Annotated in this window: 13 protein-coding genes; 6 read left to right on the forward strand and 7 right to left on the reverse strand. The window is 45.1% G+C overall.

The genetic code is table 11. From position 1 onward, the window contains the following. Nucleotides 1-93: 93 nt before the first annotated feature. From VNM22_12415 to VNM22_12435, 5 genes are all read right to left on the reverse strand, one after another. Nucleotides 94-1,056: a thiamine pyrophosphate-dependent dehydrogenase E1 component subunit alpha gene (locus VNM22_12415; protein ID HWP47959.1), complete on the reverse strand. Its 963-nt coding sequence runs from the start codon at nucleotides 1,054-1,056 to the stop codon at nucleotides 94-96. A 94-nt stretch (nucleotides 1,057-1,150) separates the two neighbouring features. Then, nucleotides 1,151-2,125 carry an alpha-ketoacid dehydrogenase subunit beta gene (locus VNM22_12420; GenBank protein HWP47960.1) on the reverse strand — a complete coding sequence of 325 codons (975 nt, stop codon included), beginning with the start codon at nucleotides 2,123-2,125 and terminating at the stop codon, nucleotides 1,151-1,153. Nucleotides 2,126-2,148: 23 nt separating this feature from the next. Beyond that, on the reverse strand, nucleotides 2,149-3,507 hold the full coding sequence (locus tag VNM22_12425; protein HWP47961.1) for a TrpB-like pyridoxal phosphate-dependent enzyme: 1,359 nt from the start codon (nucleotides 3,505-3,507) through the stop codon (nucleotides 2,149-2,151). Between the two features lie 280 nt (nucleotides 3,508-3,787). Beyond that, nucleotides 3,788-4,867, reverse strand: coding sequence for a peptide chain release factor 1 (prfA, locus tag VNM22_12430; GenBank protein ID HWP47962.1), 1,080 nt, complete (start codon nucleotides 4,865-4,867; stop codon nucleotides 3,788-3,790). Continuing rightward, nucleotides 4,858-5,739 carry a dihydrodipicolinate synthase family protein gene (locus tag VNM22_12435; GenBank protein HWP47963.1) on the reverse strand — a complete coding sequence of 294 codons (882 nt, stop codon included), beginning with the start codon at nucleotides 5,737-5,739 and terminating at the stop codon, nucleotides 4,858-4,860. The genes prfA and VNM22_12435 overlap by 10 nt, the downstream gene beginning before the upstream one ends. 690 nt (nucleotides 5,740-6,429) lie before the next feature. On the opposite strand from VNM22_12435, the gene ftsY reads away from it, so the two are divergent. After that, on the forward strand, nucleotides 6,430-8,928 hold the full coding sequence (ftsY, locus tag VNM22_12440; GenBank protein ID HWP47964.1) for a signal recognition particle-docking protein FtsY: 2,499 nt from the start codon (nucleotides 6,430-6,432) through the stop codon (nucleotides 8,926-8,928). Nucleotides 8,929-8,951: 23 nt separating this feature from the next. Further along, nucleotides 8,952-9,965 (forward strand): NAD(+)/NADH kinase, encoded by a 1,014-nt coding sequence (locus VNM22_12445; GenBank protein HWP47965.1) that lies wholly within the window; start codon nucleotides 8,952-8,954, stop codon nucleotides 9,963-9,965. Nucleotides 9,966-10,003: 38 nt separating this feature from the next. On the opposite strand, the gene VNM22_12450 is transcribed toward VNM22_12445, so the two are convergent. Further along, the gene (locus VNM22_12450; GenBank protein HWP47966.1) at nucleotides 10,004-11,560 is read right to left on the reverse strand and encodes a 5'-nucleotidase C-terminal domain-containing protein; all 1,557 of its coding nucleotides are present in this window, start codon (nucleotides 11,558-11,560) and stop codon (nucleotides 10,004-10,006) included. Continuing rightward, nucleotides 11,557-12,330, reverse strand: coding sequence for an RluA family pseudouridine synthase (locus VNM22_12455; protein ID HWP47967.1), 774 nt, complete (start codon nucleotides 12,328-12,330; stop codon nucleotides 11,557-11,559). The genes VNM22_12450 and VNM22_12455 overlap by 4 nt, the downstream gene beginning before the upstream one ends. Before the next feature lie 388 nt (nucleotides 12,331-12,718). Between VNM22_12455 and VNM22_12460 the strand changes: the two genes are divergently transcribed. The 4 genes from VNM22_12460 (at nucleotide 12,719) to VNM22_12475 (ending at nucleotide 19,144) form a co-directional block, all read left to right on the forward strand. Then, nucleotides 12,719-15,202, forward strand: coding sequence for a methyl-accepting chemotaxis protein (locus VNM22_12460; protein ID HWP47968.1), 2,484 nt, complete (start codon nucleotides 12,719-12,721; stop codon nucleotides 15,200-15,202). A 795-nt stretch (nucleotides 15,203-15,997) separates the two neighbouring features. Next, a complete protein-coding gene (locus VNM22_12465) occupies nucleotides 15,998-16,774 on the forward strand; it encodes a polyprenol monophosphomannose synthase (protein ID HWP47969.1) in 777 nt (258 codons plus the stop codon). Next, nucleotides 16,746-18,296 (forward strand): DUF2723 domain-containing protein, encoded by a 1,551-nt coding sequence (locus VNM22_12470; GenBank protein HWP47970.1) that lies wholly within the window; start codon nucleotides 16,746-16,748, stop codon nucleotides 18,294-18,296. The genes VNM22_12465 and VNM22_12470 overlap by 29 nt, the downstream gene beginning before the upstream one ends. Next, complete coding sequence (locus tag VNM22_12475) at nucleotides 18,293-19,144, forward strand: class I SAM-dependent methyltransferase (GenBank protein ID HWP47971.1); 852 nt, start codon at nucleotides 18,293-18,295, stop codon at nucleotides 19,142-19,144. The genes VNM22_12470 and VNM22_12475 overlap by 4 nt, the downstream gene beginning before the upstream one ends. Nucleotides 19,145-19,192: the final 48 nt, after the last annotated feature.

Below are 19,192 nucleotides of genomic sequence, written 5' to 3' on the forward strand. Positions count from 1 at the left end.
GGTATCCGTTCTCCATTGTCCGTTGTAAGCGGTTCCTTATCTGTTCCGACAATCCCTTAATCCCCTACAACGGACAGCGAATAACGGACAAAATTAGTCAGCATATACACCTTCCAGGGCCTCTTCGGGTTCCGGCCAGGGACTATTCTCGGCGAACTGGACGGCCTCTTCGATCTCTTTTTCTATACGGGTCTCTATTTCGCTCTGGATGGTTTTATTAAGGATTTTATGATTCCTCAGATATTTTTCAAATCGATCGATGGGATCCTTTTTAGCCCATTCTTCCAGCAATTGCTTGGGTACGTAGAAAGCATCGTCATGTTCTGCATGGCCCCGCATTCTCATGGTTTTTGACTCAATAAAAGTAGGACCCTTACCGCTCCGAGCGTTTTCTACGGCTGCCTTCGTTACTTCATAAACGGCCAAAACATCGTTACCGTCGACAACGACGCCAGGTATTCCATAAGCCTTGGCACGATCCACCAGATCCACAAGGGCCGTTTGTTTGCTTAGAGGCGTCGAGTAGGCATATTGATTATTTTCGCAGATTACCACCAGGGGGAGTTTATGAACCCCGGCGAAGTTCATCCCCTCATGGAAGAGTCCTGTGCTGGTTCCACCATCTCCGATGTACGTCAAAACGACCCTTTTTTCCCGTCTTAATTTGAAAGAAAGGGCAATTCCAGAACAAACTACGATGGTTTCTCCTAGCATACTGATGGGGGCAATAACCCCGAGTTTCAGATCTCCCATATGAAGGTTAAGGTCTTTTCCACGGGTATAACCGGTTTTTTTGCCCATATATTGGGCAAAAATTTTGGCCGGGGTAAACCCTCGGACGAGGGCTGCGCCGACATCCCTTTGCAGGGGAGCCAGAATATCCTCTTTCTCTAAAGCCCAGGCTGAGCCAATAGCCGTAGCCTCATTACCCCAACCACTGTAAACTCCGCCATAGAGCTTCCCCTGGCGATACAACTTTGAGGCCCGATCATCTATGGCCCGAATGAGTTTCATGTAATAATAGATTTTTAAAAGCTCATCTTTTTTAAGATTCATAATTTAAGAAAGAATGAAAATGTAAAGAGAACGAGAGTTTGGGAGTTTAGTTCTGTCTTTTGCTCTCCCATTCTCCCTCTTCTCCCTTATCCCTTTAATAGGCTGCCAGCTTCTCCAGCGCTTCGACAATATCCTCCACCTGAGGTAAGAAGAAGTTCTCTAAAGGGGGACTATAAGGCACGGGGGTATCAATGGAAGCTACCCGCAGAACGGGTCCATCGAGATATTCAAAGGCCTCCTCGGAGATAATCGCGGCAAGCTCAGCTCCAAATCCACCGGTTTTGGTATCTTCATGGACGATCACAACCTTATTGGTTTTTTTGATGGATTCTAAAAGCGTTTCCTTATCCAGGGGAATGAGCGTTCTTAGATCTACAACCTCCACACTGACCCCTTTTTCGGCCATTTTCTCTGCCGCTTCCAGGGACTTATGGAGGGTTCCCCCGTAGGTTAAAAGGGTGATATGATGGCCCCGTCTTTTTATATCGGCTTTTCCCAAAGGCACTATATAATCTTCATCGGGAATGGTTCCTTTAATTCTTCGATAAAGGAATTTATGCTCAAAATACAGCACCGGGTTATTATCCCGGATGGAAGCCTTAAGCAGACCTTTGGCATCATAAGGAGTAGCCGGAGCCACTACTTTTAGACCGGGAACATGGGTAAACCAGGCTTCTGGATTTTGAGAATGGAAGGGGCCTGCATTCATTCCTCCCCCGGAAGGACATCGAATCACAATAGGGACTTTAGCCCCCCACCGGTAATGGGCTTTAGCTGCCCAGTTTACAATGGGATCAAAGCAACAGGAGATAAAATCTGCAAACTGCATCTCGGCGACCGGCCGCATACCCATCAAAGCAGCTCCAATAGAGGCTCCCACAATGGCCCCTTCGGATAAAGGGGTATCGATAACCCGTTCTTCTCCAAACTCTTCCAGTAAGCCGGCGGTTACTTTAAAGGCCCCCCCATAAACACCGATGTCTTCCCCCAATAGGAACACATCTTTATCCCGAGCCATCTCTTCTCGAAGGGCTTCACGAATAGCTTCTAAATAGGTAACCTCTCTCATGATTTCTAACCTCCGATTTTTCCTTAAAACTTCGGAAGTTTTGCTAAAGACTCCTTGATTTTTTCTTCAGGATAACTATAATCTTCTAATTTACCGTTCAAATACGCATCGTAGGCCGCCAGGTCAAAATGACCATGCCCGCATAAATTAAAAGCGATGACTTTAGCTTCTCCAGAAGCTTTACATTGTAAAGCTTCATCGATAACACAACGAATGGCATGGGCTGGCTCAGGTGCCGGTACGATACCTTCTGTTCTTGCAAATTGTAAGGCGGCCTCAAAGATAGCCTTTTGGGGATAGGCCCTGGCTTCGATCACTTTTTCATCAACCAAAAGACATAAAGTAGGCGCATCGCCGTGGTAGCGGAGTCCACCGGCATGGATCGGAGGCGGAATAAAATTAGACCCCAGGGTATACATCTTAAGGAGCGGCGTGGTTCCGGCAGTATCTCCAAAATCATAGGTATAAATCCCTTTTGTTAAGCTGGGACATGCTGTGGGCTCTACGGCAATAATTCGGGTATTCTTCCGTTCTCCACTTAACTTATCCTTTACAAAAGGATAACTGAATCCCCCAAAATTAGAACCCCCTCCTACACAACCGATCAAGATATCCGGATATTCTCCTATCTTTTCAAATTGTTTTTTGACCTCTAAACCCACAATAGTCTGATGAAGCAGTACATGATTTAAAACACTTCCCAGGGAATATTTGGTATCCTCCCGGCTAACGGCATCCTCAATGGCTTCACTGATAGCAATGCCTAAACTTCCCGGGGAATTGGGATCTTGCTCCAGGATCTTTTGACCTGCCCGGGTTTGGGTAGTCGGGCTTGCAAAAACCTCGGCTCCCCAGCTTTCCATCATAATTCGACGGTAAGGTTTTTGCTGATAACTCACCTTTACCATGTAAACCGTGCATTTTAAATCGAATACTTTACAGGCGAAAGCCAGGGCACTTCCCCACTGTCCGGCCCCGGTCTCGGTGGTCAAACGTTGAACTCCTTCTTTTTTGTTATAATAAGCCTGGGCAACCGCCGTGTTCGGTTTATGGCTTCCCGCAGGACTTACGCCTTCGTATTTATAATAAATCTTTGCAGGGGTATCCAGGGCTTTTTCGAGCCGATAGGCCCGATATAAAGGAGTCGGACGCCATAACTTGTAGACATCCTGAACCTCCTCGGGAATCTCAATCCAACGCTCTGAACTGACCTCCTGTTTAATTAATTCCATGGGAAAGATAGGAGCTAAATCCTGCGGCCCAACCGGCTGACCGGTAGCGGGATGAATAGGAGGAGGAAGCGGCTTAGGCAAATCAGGTAAAATATTATACCACTGGGTCGGCATTTCTTTTTCTTCTAAAAGTATTTTGATTGTTTTCATTTTCCCTCCTTATCCAGAATAACTGGCTCCCTTTACTTTATTTTCAAACAAAACCTTTTATTGTCAACAAAATTTATCACCTCTGCTGGCCAGGATGGAGATCCTAGGAGTCTCTAAAGAAGGAAAACCCAACCGGGCTTTTTAATCCAACGCTAACATGGCTATAGATCCCTTCGGGGACACAGAAAGAGTAACCAGACATAGGGCGATCGGATAGGATCACCCCTTTATCAACCCATGGATATAAGGTCTAAGATGATCAGTCTGAATGGATACCCGATCAGGCGGTATTTTTCAGTTGTTCTGACTGGTAGTAAGCTATCAGAGGATCGATAATCTCGTCGAGTTCCCCGTTTAAAATTTTATCCATATTGTGGGTCGTAAAGTTGATCCGATGATCCGTTATACGATTTTGAGGGAAATTATAGGTACGAATCCGCTCACTCCGGTCTCCACTACCGATCTGGCTTTTGCGAGACTGGGAGATTTTATCCTGTTGCTCTTGCTGGAGTTTATCCAATAACCTGGCCCGCAGGATCCGAAGTGCCTTGGCTTTGTTTTTATGCTGAGATTTTTCATCCTGACAAGAGATGACAATTCCGGTAGGAATATGCGTGACCCGCACCGCGGAATCGGTGGTATTGACACTTTGGCCCCCTGGACCTGAAGATCGAAACACATCGATCCGAATGTCATTGGGATCGATCTCAACCTCTATCTCATCGGCTTCGGGTAACACGGCCACCGTCGCGGTTGAGGTATGAATGCGACCACTGGCTTCGGTAACCGGAACCCGCTGGACCCGATGCACACCGCTTTCAAATTTCAATCGGCTATAAGCCCCCTTTCCCTCAATAAGAGCTATAATTTCTTTAAACCCACCCACTTCAGAGGGACTCTGACTCATAATTTCAACCTTCCAGTTCTTACTTTCCGCATATTTGGTGTACATCCGAAAAAGGTCTGCAGCAAACAAACTCGCTTCGTCTCCCCCGGTTCCTGCCCGAATCTCCAGAAAGATATTTTTCTCATCATTGGGATCCTTGGGAAGCATCAGGATTTTTAATTGCCTTTCCAGATCCTCGCGCTTCAACTCCAGGCTCTTTAGCTCTCCTTCCGCCAACTCCCTCATCTCCCGGTCCTTTTCATTCTTGATCAATTCCCGGGCTTCCTCTATTTCCCGAAGAACCTTCTGGTACTTTCGATAGGTTTCTACAATCTCAGATAATTCCGCATGGGATTTAGCATAGCTCCTAAATTTATCCTGCTGGGCTATAATCTTGGGATCACTGAGGAGTTTCGTGAGTTCCTCATACTTTTCTTCTAGGGCTTTCAGTTTTTCAAACATAATTAGATTAATTCAACCTCTCTTAACAGCTTTTTCAGATCTTCGATTTCTTCCTGATTGGGTGCTGGGAGAGGAGATCGGGGTTTACCTCCGTAATAACCAACCAGGTCCATAGCGGCTTTGAGTCCTCCAATTCCATACTTAACCGTTACCCCCTTGGCCAGAGGCGTCATCCTAAACTGCTGTTGTCGGGCCCCTTTCAGGTCTCCCTGCTGATAGAGCTCCTGAATCCGAACCATCTCATCGGGAGCCACATTGGCCACAGCTACAATTCCTCCAACTGCTCCGACACAGAGGGCCGGTAATAAGACCAGCGCAGACCCTGTAAACGTACTAAAATGAGCCGGTGCCATTCGGACGATATCACTTAACTGGGCAATATTACCCGAGCTGTCTTTAATCCCTACAATGTTGGGGTGCTGGGCAAGCCGTGCAACCAGGTCGGCTTCTAGGTTGATCCCCGTGCACTGAGGAATGTTATAAAGGAGTACTTTGGTCTTGGCTTTGTCCGCTATGGTCATGTAGTGTTTATAGAGAATTTCCGATTTGGTCAGAGCGTTTTTGTAAAAACCGGGAGATACAACCAAAACCCCATCAGCTCCAAGCTCTGCAGCCTTATTGGTTAACTCGATGGTTCCTTGAGTAGATTCTAAACCCGTTCCTACCAGTAAAACCTTCTCCTTAGGTACGACCTTTCGTGCGGTTTCGATGACCCGAAGTTTTTCCTGTTCGGTAAGATGAACCGGTTCACTGTTAGTTCCCAAAATCACATAACCGGCCAGCTTTGTCCGATTGAGCTTGGTTAAATTTTCCGCCAGTTTATCATAGGCAACCTCGTCCTCCTTAAAGGGAGTCGGAATAGGTGGAAGTATACCTTTAAACATATATGAGTCCGTTGCTATTGTCCATTGTCCGCTGTTACAGACAACTATCCAATGCTTAATAAAATTAATTAAAGGTACGATCTATTAAAAAATCCAGAAGATAGAGGTAATTCCAACCAGATCTGGTCACAAAGATATCCTTATTACCTGCGTTTAAGAGAAAATTTTGTCTACCCCTATTTTCTTCAGTCTCTATGGCTAAATCTTGATCTGCAGGAGGATACTAAACTAAGTTATTACTTAATCTGTAAATATGTCAAGCAAAACTTCCAGGCTGTATCCGTATCAATTTAGTAGATGGAAAAAGAAACACCCCTCAATCCCCCTCCAGGGGGGACTGACGTAGGGTTGCTGCTGCTGAAGTCTCCCCTCCAGGGGGGACCGGGGGGGTTCAGACAGAAAAAGTGACGCTTACTAAATTGTTACAGTTACTTCCCGGCTAAGGTCATCCGGGCTGGGAGAGGAATCATCTTTTTTGCTTGAAAATCGGTGGATTTTAAGGTACTTTATTCCAGGGAATGCCCCTGGAGATCTTATACCTAAAATAGGGCAGTCACAGAGGGCTGCCCCTACAATTTAGGCCAGGTCTTCATATCGAACTGGTAGCAGGGATAAAACCACTAGGGGTTGTTTTTTATTGGGAGATTCCTCAAACCGATTTATGCTTAAAAGAGGGAGAAATATAAAAAAATGAATTTATTTGGTTGGAGCGAAGTTAAACAGCTTCAGAGAGCTATCAAAAAGAATCCTAAGGATATAGGTTTGATTCTAAAGCTGGGCTGGTTATATCTTGATGAGGGGAGATATGAGGAAGCTCGGGAACAATTTATGGCCGTCCAAAACCAGAACCCTGCTTCCTACTTTAAAGCCCAGGCCTGTCTGGGTCTGGCCATCATTGACCTGAAGAAGGGAAATATAGATACAGCGAGGGAGAACCTCGAAACCCTTCTTCAAGAATCTGCCGAATTTCCAAGAAGTGCCGAAGCCCATTTCTATTTGGGAACCATCTACGAGAAGCAACTAAGGGAAGGTAAGGGCGACCGACCCATCGCCCAGGAGCCGGAAGTCCGGGATAAGAAACCAGAGGCAAGGGATAGGAAGCCGGAAGTAAAAGACAGGAAACCGGAAGCAAGGGATAAAGGACCAAAAACCGAAGCCTCAGCGGGGATCTCTTTACTGGAAAAGGCCGCCCGGGAATATGAAGCTGCCATTGCACAGGGAGCCCAGGAGGCAAATAGAGCCAGATATCTGCTGGGGAAGCTTTATCTGGATTACGGACAGGGGGAGAAGGCTCTCCATTACCTGGAAACCGCCCTCAAAGAGGAGAAACTCGATAAAAGCTCGGCCACCAGACTCCCCCGGGCGGAAATCTATCATATCTTAGGAACTCTCTATAAAACCCTTAAGGAGGACCTGGAAACATCCAAAAACTATCATCGCAGTGTTTTAGATCTGACTTCTCAACCGGCTTTATTGGCCTCCAGTCACAAGCAACTCGGAGATATTTATCGAGAACAGACGCTCTATCCTCTGGCCCTGGATAGCTATCAAACGGCGATTAAATACTATGGAGAAAATCGATCCAGGGAAGCCTTAGAAGCCCATGTTGGTCTGGCCGAGATGTATCTCAAGGATGGTAACTTTAAGAAAGCTATCGAAAGTGGAGAGCGGATTTTATCCTTCGGAATTGAATTTAAAGATCTTTTAACACGAATTTATGCCCTGCTGGCTCAGGGCTATCAACGGGTTGAGGCCTATGAGAAGGCCTTAGAGTTTCAGAAATTACATCTGGAATCGGTCACCACGCCGGAGGAGAAGATCCTCTCCTTAACTCAACTGGCCCCCCTCCAGGAGAAGCTGGGTGAGTATGAGGAAGCCATAGAAATCTATAAATCCGCCTTGAAACTCCAACCCGATCCTCAGACCGCTGCAGATATTCATCTGGCCCTTGGGCGGATTTACCTGTTGCAGGAGAAATATAGTCCGGCCATCAAGCAACTGGAAGATTCCCTCAAACTTCAAACCGTAGATGAAAAAAAGGCCGAAGCTTACCGTCTCCTGGGAGAGTGCTTTATAAAACGGGGAGACACCAAAAAAGGTATCGAGATGTTCGGGACTGTCATGGCCCGATATAAGGAACTGGATGTGGCCGCGGAAGTTAAAAGAGAGCTCAAAGATTTGAAAAAGGAGATTACCCAGGAGGTAAAAGCTGAGAAGTTAGAAGAAAGTGAAGCCGAGCGACTCAAAACGATTGTTGACGAGGTTCTGGATGAGAAGGGGCTTTTTGAAAGACTCAAACAAGGACTGGCCAGAACCCATCAAAATTTTATCAACAACCTGGAAGCCCTCTTAACCGGTAAAACCAGAATTGATGAGGATCTTTTGGAGCAGTTGGAAGAAGTCTTGATTCTGGCCGATTTAGGCGTCGATGCAACGCTTAAGGTTATTTCCAGTATTCAAAGTAAAGTCAAAAAGAAGGAACTTGAAGATCCGGCTCAATTGAAATCTCACCTGAAACGTGAGATTCTGGCTATTTTGAAAAATGGGGAAAAGGTAGTAGATATAAACCAGGCAACTCCTTTCGTGATCATGGTGATCGGGGTTAACGGGACAGGTAAAACCACCACCATCGGGAAGCTTGCCCATAATTTTAAAAAGGCGGGTAAACAGGTTCTTCTGGTCGCCGGAGATACGTTTCGGGCTGCAGCCATCGAACAGTTGGAAATTTGGGGCCAGCGGGCCGGATGTGAAGTCATCAAGCACGAACCGGGGGCCGATCCCTCTGCGGTGATTTACGATGCCATGCAGGCTGCCAGATCCAGAAAAGCGGATGTCGTTATTATCGACACGGCCGGACGGCTTCACACTAAAAAGAATCTCATGGATGAGTTGAAAAAAATGAAGCGAATTGCCGGCAGAGAACTCCCCGGAGCTCCCCATGAAGTTCTCCTGGTGTTAGATGCCACAACCGGTCAAAATGCCATCTCTCAGGCGAAACTATTCCATGAAAACATCGGACTTACAGGGCTTATTCTAACTAAGCTGGATGGAACGGCTAAAGGTGGAATCATTACAGGGATTATCAACGAACTTAAAATCCCGGTTGCTTATATCGGGGTTGGTGAGAAACTTATGGATCTTCGACCTTTTAAGGCGGAAGAATTTGTGGAAGCTTTATTTGCAGAATAAAATTGGATTTTTACTTCATAAAAATGACAAGTAGAGTAGGTATTATTGCAAATCCCTTATCTGGAAAGGATATTCGGCGGTTGGTTGCCCATGCGACGGTTGTAGATAATGTGGAAAAGGCTAATATCCTGCGTAAGATCCTCCTGGGACTGGATTCGATGGGTGTGGATGAGATTCTTATTATGCCGGATCAATACGGGCTGGGACATAGAGCTCTGAGTAACCTCTCGAAATTGAAAGCCACGGTCTCTTTTGTTGAAATGCCTGTAACCGGTTACCAGGAAGATACTGTAGAAGCCACCCGGATTATGCGGGAGATAGGAATCCATTGTTTGATTGTTTTGGGAGGAGATGGGACCAACCGGGCTGTTGCCAAAGAGTGTAGAGATATTCCTCTCATCCCCATATCTACAGGGACCAACAACGTCTTCCCCTATATGGTGGAAGGAACCATTGCCGGGCTGGCCGGAGGTTGTATTGCCAGGGGGTGGGTCCCTATCGAGACCATCACCTTCCCAACCAAGAAATTAAATATTTATAAAAATAATCGATGGATAGATCATGCCCTCATCGACGTAGTGGTTTCAAAAGATTTGTTTGTAGGGGCCAGGGCCATCTGGGATGTGAAAAGGATTTGGGAGATCATCTTAACCCGCGGAGAACCGACCCATATCGGAATGGCCTCCATCGTAGGAGCTTTTCATCCGATTCCTGCAGACAGCGATACCGGCATCCATATAATCCTGGAAAACAGTCAAAGCGGGAGTAAGAAGCCCCCCTCTTTACAGATCCGATCTATGATTGCTCCCGGACTGAGTGAAGTCGTGGGAATATCCGAATACAAGATCTTGAATATCGGAGATCGGATTTCCCTTCATCAAAGACCGGCCACGTTAGCCTTGGATGGGGAACGAGAGATTGAAGTTGGACCTCGGGATCGGATCGAGATAGAACTTTCAAAGGACGGTCCTCGGGTTGCGGATATCAAAAAAACCCTCCAGGAAGCCGTTGAAAAAGGGATTTTTCAGGTAAAGTAATTTTTCAGAATCCAAAGGAAAGGACCCAGATCGGCCTTCTAGGTCGATTTTTCTACGATTCTTCCTTCCACCTGGGGCGAAATGACCCCTTGTTTCTGAATGTATTCCTGGAGCAGATCGATCAAACGGATGTGAGTATCGTGGTAGTTTTTTCTATTCTCCAAAAAGATAATATAACCATCTCCCCCCTCCGCCAGGTAGTTGGTGGTTGAGACCTTATACAGGCGATCCGGTACCAGCGGGGTTCCGTGTACCTTGACTTCCAGAACTCTTTTTCCCAGGGGAGCCTTAGCGTTATAGGTATAGGTCAGCCCGGAGACCTGCAGGAACCGTCCGGCTCCCTTTTCAACCTGACTCACACTGTTTTCCAGGGCTTCCCGAATGTCTGCCCCGGTGATCTGGAAGGTTACGAGGGTGTTTCCTAAAAAGGGGAATACCCGATAAAGATCTCCCAGGGTAATATCCCCTTTCTGGATAGACGCCCGAATAGCCCCTGCGTTAATGAAAGAAATATCCGTTTGGGTATGGCTTCGTATCATGTCGGCGATGAAATTTCCCAAATTAGATTCCCGGGAACGAATCCAATCCCGCTCCCCGTTGAGTTCTACCTGGGTTTTTCCGATAACCCTTTTCAGATCCTGGTTTAACTGGTCGGAGTAAATCTTTAAAAGGTGGGCAACTTCCTCATCGGGCTGGAGAACCCGGCTGTTAATGGGAATATTTTCGGCTTTTGCCTTTAGGATCTTTCCGTTTTCAACGACCAGGTCCAATCTACCCAGCGTTTTTCCCTGTCTATGGGTTTTAACATAAATCGTTGGGGGGTTTTCCAATTCCCTCATCGAAGCGGTTGATACCCGGGGGGTGGAGGAATCAACAGGCAGAATCCCATCGAAACCTTCGGTATGACCTCCGATAATGACATCGATTTCCGGAACCGCCTTAGCTAAGGCAATATCATCCTCATTATCCTGGTGGGTCAGGGCAATAATAAGATCTACCCGATGACGAAGGGTCGAGACCACTTGATGGGCCAGAGGGATAGGATCCAGGACAGTAATCTGCTTAACCAGGGCAGGGTTCATGATCTCTCGAGCTTCTACCGTGGTAAGACCCAGTACCCCTACTTTCAGACCATCGAATTCTCGAATCATCCAGGGTTGCGCCAAATTAGGTGAGGAGGAGGTGGTATCTCTTCGTTGGATATTCGCACTCAGGAAAGGAAATCGGGCCAGATCCCTTAAATTTTGAAAAGCCGTAAGTCCAAAATCAAATTCATGATTTCCGACCGTTACGGCATCGTATTTCATCGAATTCATAGCCAGAACATCGGGAACTCCTTTAAAAACGGTCGACATTAAAGTCCCTATCAGAAGATCTCCGGAATTCAAGAGTAACACATTCTTTTCCTTAGCCCGAATTTCCTTAATAACGGTTGCCTGATAGGCCAGCCCTCCCATTCCATCTTCATCGGGTAAGGCAGTTCCGTGGTGCTCACTGGTATGGAGAATGGTTAAACGGGTTTCGGCTTCAAGGACGGCAGGAAAAAAGAATCTGATTAAAAGTAGAGTTATTATAAACAGGCGTTGAGTTCTCATGGGTTCCGTCTATATTTCCTTAAATTTTTGATCAAGATCTCCATATCTTTGGGGAGTTTGGCTTCAAAGGTTATTTCTTTGCCCTCCGTCGGATGCACGATACAGAGACTGCTTGCATGGAGAGAAAGTCGGGCCATAAGGGGTCTTTCGGGCTCATCTGATTTAGGCTTGAAACCCCGCTTAAGCTGCGATAGGTATAAAACTCCCCGGTTTCCATATATAGGATCCACAGCTAAAGGATATCCAAAAGCTTGCAGGTGAATCCGTAGCTGATGGGTTCGCCCGGTTTTGGGTTGTAACCTGAGCAGCGTAAAACCAATAAACCGCTCCATCACCTCATAATCGGTGATAGCCTCCCTCCCTGCTTTAGGATCGATGCGCATCACTCCCTTTTTTTGGGGATCTGTTCCAATGGGGAGTTGGATGGTCCCCCGATCCTCCTTCACAACCCCTTCTACCACCCCTACATAGATTTTTTTTACCTCCCTGCGGAGAAATTGCTGGCATAACCTAGAATGGGCCTGGGCTGTCTTTGCAAAAATCACAACTCCACTGGTATCCCGATCAATTCGGTGGACTATCCTTACTTTTTCAGGTAAAGGGGAACCTGAAGGAACAGAAGAGGAACCGAGATATTCATTGACCCTTGCAAACAGGGTATCTTCCTCTTTATTCCATCGCCCTGGAATAACCGGAAGCCCCGCCGGTTTATCTACCACGATAAGTTGGGAGTCTTCAAAAATAACACGGATTTCAGAATGAGACCTCATTCTTTTACCAAACTTTTCACTGGACAGATGTGTCTAATTTTAATAAGCTTTGTATGGTTTACAAATAACATGTATACCTTTTTTAATGAAGAAGGTCAAGTCCCTTCCCAAAGGGTTAAAGTAAAAAAATAATCATACGTGTTTACTATACTTTTATATTTTTACTTTTTTTCATAAGTTATTGATTTTGTTTATCCAGGAAGGGTCAAGAAAAGTGTGGGAGTATAGGTGTAAATTCTCCTATCCTCCCATCCCCCCATACGCCCACACTCCCATACTTTTCTTTTCATGGCTTTTCGTGGCGTAAGGGCTAAAAAATGCAAAAGTAGAGCAAAAAAGTACCCGGTCCAGGTTTCCTGGAAACGACACACAGAGGGGAGAGATCGTTATGAAAAATAAAAATTTGTTCGGTAAACTTCATAAGAAATTGTTGTTCTTTTTTTTATTGGTAGGACTTACACCGGTTATTATTGGAGGGATTATTGCCTATTATTATACCACTGGAATATTAAAAGAAAACGTTATCGGCGATTATCAACAATTGGTAGAAAACTCCGCCGACAGAATCACGATCTTTCTTCAAGAGCGTCTGCATGCCTTACAGGTTTTATCCGATAATCCACTTATTCTTGGAGGCCTGAAATTTCCGGCGACTCTCCCCCGGGTGAGTGAATTTCTTAAAAGTTATGTGACCAGTTCTGGAAATTACTATCTACTTGCTCTTTTAGACGAAAACAGAAACGTTCTGGCCTCCAGCGAGACGACCCTTCAAACCGGAGAAATTTCAGAATTTCATCTGGATACCCGGGTGGGAGATTTTTACCCCTCTCCCCTTATTCAGAAACTGTTTCCCGATAGCAAAGGTTACACGTTAACCTTTTCCATCCCCATTACGAAGATTCAGGAAAAAGGAGGTTACCTGGTAGCTTTTTTGAAGTGGAGTAAAATAACTGAGAAAGTCAATGAGCTAAAGGCCACCCAATCCGAGCCCATCTGGATCCTTAACCAACAGGGCACTTACATCCTGCACCGGGATGAAAATAAAATCTGGAAGGAGCAAATTCCAGATGGGATTTCCACCCAACTGAAAAAGAACCGTAATGGCTATTACATCGAAAAGGGAGAGTTGACGGTTTATATGCAGGATTTGAGTTATCAAGATTTAGGGGATTTAGGATGGACGGTTGGGATTTCCAAATCCCTGGCAACGGTTTTGGCCCCTGCCGAAGGAGTGAAATGGAGAATGTCAGGAGTGGTTTTGATCGCAGCCATTGGAGTTACTCTTCTAGCTCTTTTGATTGCCAGCGGTTTGTCCAGGCCGATCGTTTCCATGACGCAGGAGGTTCGGGCTTTTGTAGGAAGCACCATTCAGGATATAAATACCCAAAAGGGGGATGAGATTTCCATCCTGGCCGCTTCCCTCCGGGCCCTTATAGAATACCTGAAAGATATGGCAGCGGTGGCAACCCGGATCTCTCAAGGGGATTTAGACCTTCAAGTCGAGCCGAGATCTCAGCATGACACACTGGGGCATTCCTTTGCTCAGATGACCCAGTATTTGAAAAAGATGGCGGAGGTTGCCGATAAACTGGCCCGTGGGGACCTCTCCCAGGACGTTCATCCTAAATCTGAAAAAGATGTTTTAGGCCTTTCTTTTAAGAATATGATCTCTCAGTTGAGAGAACTTGTCTCCCAGATTCAACGTAATGCCGATCAGGTGAGATTAATCAGCACAGAGATTCTGACCAGATCTGATGAAGATTTAAAAACGGTGGAGAATATTACCTCTTCTGCTGAAGAAACCTCCTCGGCCATGGCCGAAATGGGAGCCAGTGTGGAAGAGGTTGCCGAAAATACCCAGACGCTTTTTGCGGCTACCGAAGAGATTTCCTCTGCCGTCGAACAAATGTTCGGTTCTATTCAGCAGGTTAATCAGAACTCGGAAAAACTTTCTGAATTGTCCGAGACCACAGCGGCAGCCATGAATCAGATGGTCCGCTCGGTGGAAAGGGTTGCTAAAAATGCAGAAGACTTCAAGCAGTTCTATCAAAAAACTGCCGAAATTGCCGTACAGGGCCAGGTTTCGGTACAACAGGTAATAAATAGCATGGATAAAATCCGTCAGGCAGTGGCCTCGGCGACCCAAACGATTCAGAATCTGGAAACCAAATCCCAGGAGATTGGAACCATTCTGGATGTGATCGATGGGATAGCGGATCAAACGGCACTGCTGGCTTTAAACGCCTCAATCCTGGCAGCCCAGGCTGGAGAACATGGAAGAGGTTTTGCCGTGGTGGCAGATGAAATTAAAGAACTGGCCAACCGGGTAGCCGTATCTACGAAAGAGATTACCGGGATTATCCAGGGAGTACAGAAGCAGTCCCTGGAAGCCGTGCAGGAGATCCGAGAGGGGAATCAGGAAGTAGATGAAGGGGTGAAATTGGTTCATCAAGCGGGACAGGCTCTGGATCGAATTACTTCGAGTGCAAAGAACTCATTGTCTGCTGCCAGTGAGATCGCTCAGGCGATCCAGGAACAAAAGGAGTCTACCCAGAAAGTTATGGTATCCATGGAAGAAGTCACGGAGCGGATTGCAGAGATCAATCGTGCGACCCAGGAACAGGAAAAAGGAGGATCTCAAATTCTACATGCAGTGGAAGGCGTGCGGAGCCTGGCAGAACAGGTAAAGCGGGCAACTTTGGAACAAACAAAGGGAGCCGGCCAGGTGAATCTGGCCATGGATGAGGTAAAACATCATATTTTGCAAAGCACTGCCAATGCCCGAGATTCTGCTCGAGCCGCCGAAGAGCTTTCTTCTCAGGCAGAAGCCCTGCGCCGGTTAATGGATCGGTTTATACTCACTCCGGAATAAGGGAAGATTTCTTTTATCCCAAGATTAAAATGTAAACAAACATGATACCCTGAAGGTCTTTTTCTTTCCAGGAGTTAGTCCAGGATTGTCATATGGAAAACCTTTTGTCAAGACTTATCCACCATTTATTACCATCTAAAATGAATAAGCTACCTTTAGGATGTAAATAGGATATAAAATCCGTAAGAGGAAAGTGATAAGAAATTTTACCCCTCCCTTTTTTCTAACCGAATTGCCTTCAACATTTGTTTTTCATTTTTATTATAAATACAAAACGTAGGCTTAAGGATCCTTCTAACCGTCGGGATTTTTTACAATTTACTCAACCTATAGGCTGAAAAAGAAGATTTTTTTCTTCCCACTTTACAAAATCTGTAAAACGAATTACTCAATAAAATCAATGGGTTAGATAGAGCATCTAAAAAATATTCAGAAAATTTATAATTTTGGCATAATTATAGCATATTTAAGTTATAGCATATTTAATAGTTTTACTTTCCTTTTTATCTTCCCTTTTCCTTTGCTCATTTTTACAGATTAATTTTAATAAAATAGTTCTAATTAAGATATAATATTGATGTTTTGAAAAATTTTAACTTAGGATATAGATTTAAGGGTATACCTGTTTAGGTTAAACATATTTTTACGGTTTTTTTCACAAATTAATATAGCTCAGTAAAAGCCTTTTGGAGTTTCTCTCAGGGTTGGGAAGCCATTCAATTTAAGTTGCTTGCTTGAAGCAGGTCTCCGCAGTGCCACTAATCCAGGCTTTATCGCTGTAAACAGTTTATAGACATGCAAGAAAAAGATATCCAACCATTTATCATCCTTCCTACCTACAACGAGCGGGAAAACATTCACCCTTTAGTTCAGCGGATTATAGAAGTCGATCCCCGGTTTTGTATCCTCATTATAGACGATAACTCACCGGATGGAACTGGTAAATTAGCCGACGAGCTGGCAGAGAAATTTCATCAGGTCCATACTCTCCATCGAAAAACCAAAATGGGATTGGGAACGGCGTATATAACCGGGTTTAAGTACGCTTTAAGCCAAGGGGCAGAGTATATCTTCGAGATGGATGCCGATTTTTCCCATGACCCCTCCTATCTTCCTCAATTCCTGGAAGCCATACAGGATTCGGATCTGGTGATCGGTAGCCGATATATAAATGGGATACGGGTTGAAGGATGGAGATTTCGACGCCTGCTGATGAGCAAGCTTGCCAACATGTATGCTTCTTATATCATGGTTCAGCCTATCTGGGACTTTACCAGTGGATTTCGGTGCTATCGCAGAGCGGTTCTTGAAAGGATTAACTTCGATGAGATTCATTCCGATGGCTATGCCTTTCAGATTGAGATGGTTTATCACGTTTTAAAAAACGGCTTTAAAGTCAAGGAAATTCCTATTCTATTTCGGGAGCGAAAACATGGATATTCTAAAATTTCAAGGAAGATCGTCTGGGAAGCCTTTTGGACGGTTTTAAAACTTCGGGCTCCCCTCAAAGTGATCCTCTACCATGCCAGGGAATTTTTCAAGGATGATAAAGAGACCCTCTTCAACAGGTAACTTTGTGGGTACTTTTCTATTGTCCTTTTTTACTTACCTGTGGACTTTGGCTCCCACCGTTATCTGGGGGGATAGCGCAGGTTTTGCCCTGGAAGTTCGTAGGTCCTCTTTAAGGATTGGTACGGCCAGTGATCATCCTCTTTATATTTTATTGGGACGTATTTTTGCCAGGTTACCTGGAGAATTAGCCTGGAATCTGAATTTACTCTCTGCCCTCTTCGGAGCCCTGACGGTTGCTTTTATTTATGCAATTACCTTTAAACTAACCCATTCTCCCTCAGCCGGATGGACCGCTGCAACTGCCCTCTGCTTTTCCCATGCATTCTGGCTTCATGCCGTCATCACCGAGGTCTATACTTTACATGCCTTTTTCGTAGCTTTATTGATTTACTTGCTTCTGGTATGGCGAGAGCATCCTCAGACAAATTACTGGCTTTATCTCATAGGTTTCACTCTGCTGTTGGGGCTTACCAACCACCTGATTCTGGCTTCCCTCCTGCCGGCTTTAATTTACTTTATTGTGGTCACAGACCCCTCCCGAATTTTTAGTAAAAAAGGGGTTGTGAAGATGATAGGCTTTTGGGGTGTGGCCTTTCTCCTGTTTTTGATTTTCCCGGGAAGTTTTATAACCACCATCCAGAAATTATGGTTTGGTCCACCTCCTATTTATCACTATTTTACCTTCCCCGAAGGAAACATCCTGATCAAGGAAGTCCTATTCTACTTTCTCTATTTAATGTATCAGTTTCCCTGGATTGGTTTTATCCTTGGTTTTTGGGGAATAAAAAGCCTGTTAGAAGTAGATGTGAAGACCGGGATTTTCCTGCTTCTGGCCATGGGGATCAACGGCCTGTTTTTTATAAAAACCACGGCATGGCCGAGTTTGGGTTCTACAAAGTATACCTTTTACATCTCTGATTATGTCATATTCTCTCTTTTTATAGGTTACGGAACCTTTGCCATAGTGTGGAAGTATGGAAAGTTTGGAAAGGGGTATAAAAAGAGGAAGACAGGTGGAAGGTTACAACCTTTTGACATCTCCGGATTCCTACCTCTCTTCCTCATCCTGGCGATCGTTGCTGCGCCTCTTCTAACTTACAACCTGACTCCTTATCTGGTAAAAAGCCTGCATATAGATCTTTTACACGCCCGGGAAATCCCTTTTAGGGATAATACCGCTTTTTTTCTGAATCCAGGCAAACGTGGAGAATATGGTGCCAGAAGGTTCGGTGAAGAAGCCCTGCGAGTTGTCAAACCCGATGCTATTTTGATTGCAGATTATACTCCCTACACAGTGCTACTCTATTTACAGGAGATAGAGGCGCTAAGACCCGATGTAATCATCCTATCCAGTAATTTTTATGGAAGCTTGAAAGATCTGCAACCGATCGTAGCCGAACACTTTCCTGAACACCCTGTCTACCTGGCGGGTATCAATTCGGGATATTACAAGATCGATAATCTTCAGAAAAACTTTAATCTGGTCCGGGTAGGACCCCTCTTTGAGGTAACCAAAAAATGAAAAGAAATCTGGATGAAGGATTGGGTACTGTTTACGAGCGATTCATGTTGAATAACCTTTTTGATGAGCTATTGGCCACCTACCCCATCCATAATGTTCTGGAAGTCCCTATTTATGGCATGTCCGGGCTAACCGGGATCAACAGCCTTCATTTTGCGAAAAAAGGTTGTCGGGTGACCCTTGTGGATAAAGACCAAAACTGGCTTTTAGAAGCTCAAGAATTATGGAAGATGGCCGATTTAAAAGATCAATGTCAACCCATTTATCAAAAAGATCTATCCCGACTTCCCTTCAAAGAAAATAGTTTCGATCTGGTATGGAACTTTGCAGCCCTCTGGTTTGTAGAACAGGCAGAGTCCTTACTCCGGGATATGATCCGGGTATCCTCTAACCTGGTGTTGATAGCGGTTCCTAATCCAGGGCAGCCAGGATATTTTCTACGGAAATATTGCATAGATCCAGACTTTTTCAAACAGGTCGATGAAAAATGGGTTCGTAAGGATCGGATTTGTCGGGTTCTGGCATCGGAGAACCTTCAAATCATCCGACAGGGTATTCTGGATATTCCACCCTGGCCGGACACCTGCGTCCCCATTAAACACATACTTCAAAAGTTCGGGATTCGTCTGAAAGAGAATCCTTCAACAGGATCCCCGGAAGGAGGCTGGACCTGGAATATCATGGATTACTACCTGGGGAGAAATCCTGGGCTTAAGGAAAAGGTGGAACGATTTTCCTTCCTGGAGAAATCTCCTCTTCCTTATTTCTTTAAGGCTTTATGGGCTCACCATCACTATATACTAGGTAAAAAGCCTTCTTATAAAAGAGCTTTGACGGTTCGTCTTTAATAAAAATTGTATAGAGTTATATAAAATATGATATATAGTTATATTATT

This window comes from Candidatus Limnocylindrales bacterium, from assembly GCA_035559535.1.
In the GTDB taxonomy this organism is placed as follows: domain Bacteria; phylum Moduliflexota; class Moduliflexia; order Moduliflexales; family JAUQPW01; genus JAUQPW01.

Bases quoted from the DNA above. Each gene is read 5' to 3' on its own strand.
- VNM22_12415 (HWP47959.1), bottom strand. From the start codon at position 1,056: ATGAATCTTAAAAAAGATGAGCTTTTAAAAATCTATTATTACATGAAA.
- VNM22_12420 (HWP47960.1), bottom strand. From the start codon at position 2,125: ATGAGAGAGGTTACCTATTTAGAAGCTATTCGTGAAGCCCTTCGAGAA.
- VNM22_12425 (HWP47961.1), bottom strand. From the start codon at position 3,507: ATGAAAACAATCAAAATACTTTTAGAAGAAAAAGAAATGCCGACCCAG.
- VNM22_12435 (HWP47963.1), bottom strand. From the start codon at position 5,739: ATGTTTAAAGGTATACTTCCACCTATTCCGACTCCCTTTAAGGAGGAC.
- ftsY (HWP47964.1), top strand. From the start codon at position 6,430: ATGAATTTATTTGGTTGGAGCGAAGTTAAACAGCTTCAGAGAGCTATC.
- VNM22_12445 (HWP47965.1), top strand. From the start codon at position 8,952: ATGACAAGTAGAGTAGGTATTATTGCAAATCCCTTATCTGGAAAGGAT.
- VNM22_12450 (HWP47966.1), bottom strand. From the start codon at position 11,560: ATGAGAACTCAACGCCTGTTTATAATAACTCTACTTTTAATCAGATTC.
- VNM22_12455 (HWP47967.1), bottom strand. From the start codon at position 12,330: ATGAGGTCTCATTCTGAAATCCGTGTTATTTTTGAAGACTCCCAACTT.
- VNM22_12460 (HWP47968.1), top strand. From the start codon at position 12,719: ATGAAAAATAAAAATTTGTTCGGTAAACTTCATAAGAAATTGTTGTTC.
- VNM22_12465 (HWP47969.1), top strand. From the start codon at position 15,998: ATGCAAGAAAAAGATATCCAACCATTTATCATCCTTCCTACCTACAAC.
- VNM22_12470 (HWP47970.1), top strand. From the start codon at position 16,746: ATGATAAAGAGACCCTCTTCAACAGGTAACTTTGTGGGTACTTTTCTA.
- VNM22_12475 (HWP47971.1), top strand. From the start codon at position 18,293: ATGAAAAGAAATCTGGATGAAGGATTGGGTACTGTTTACGAGCGATTC.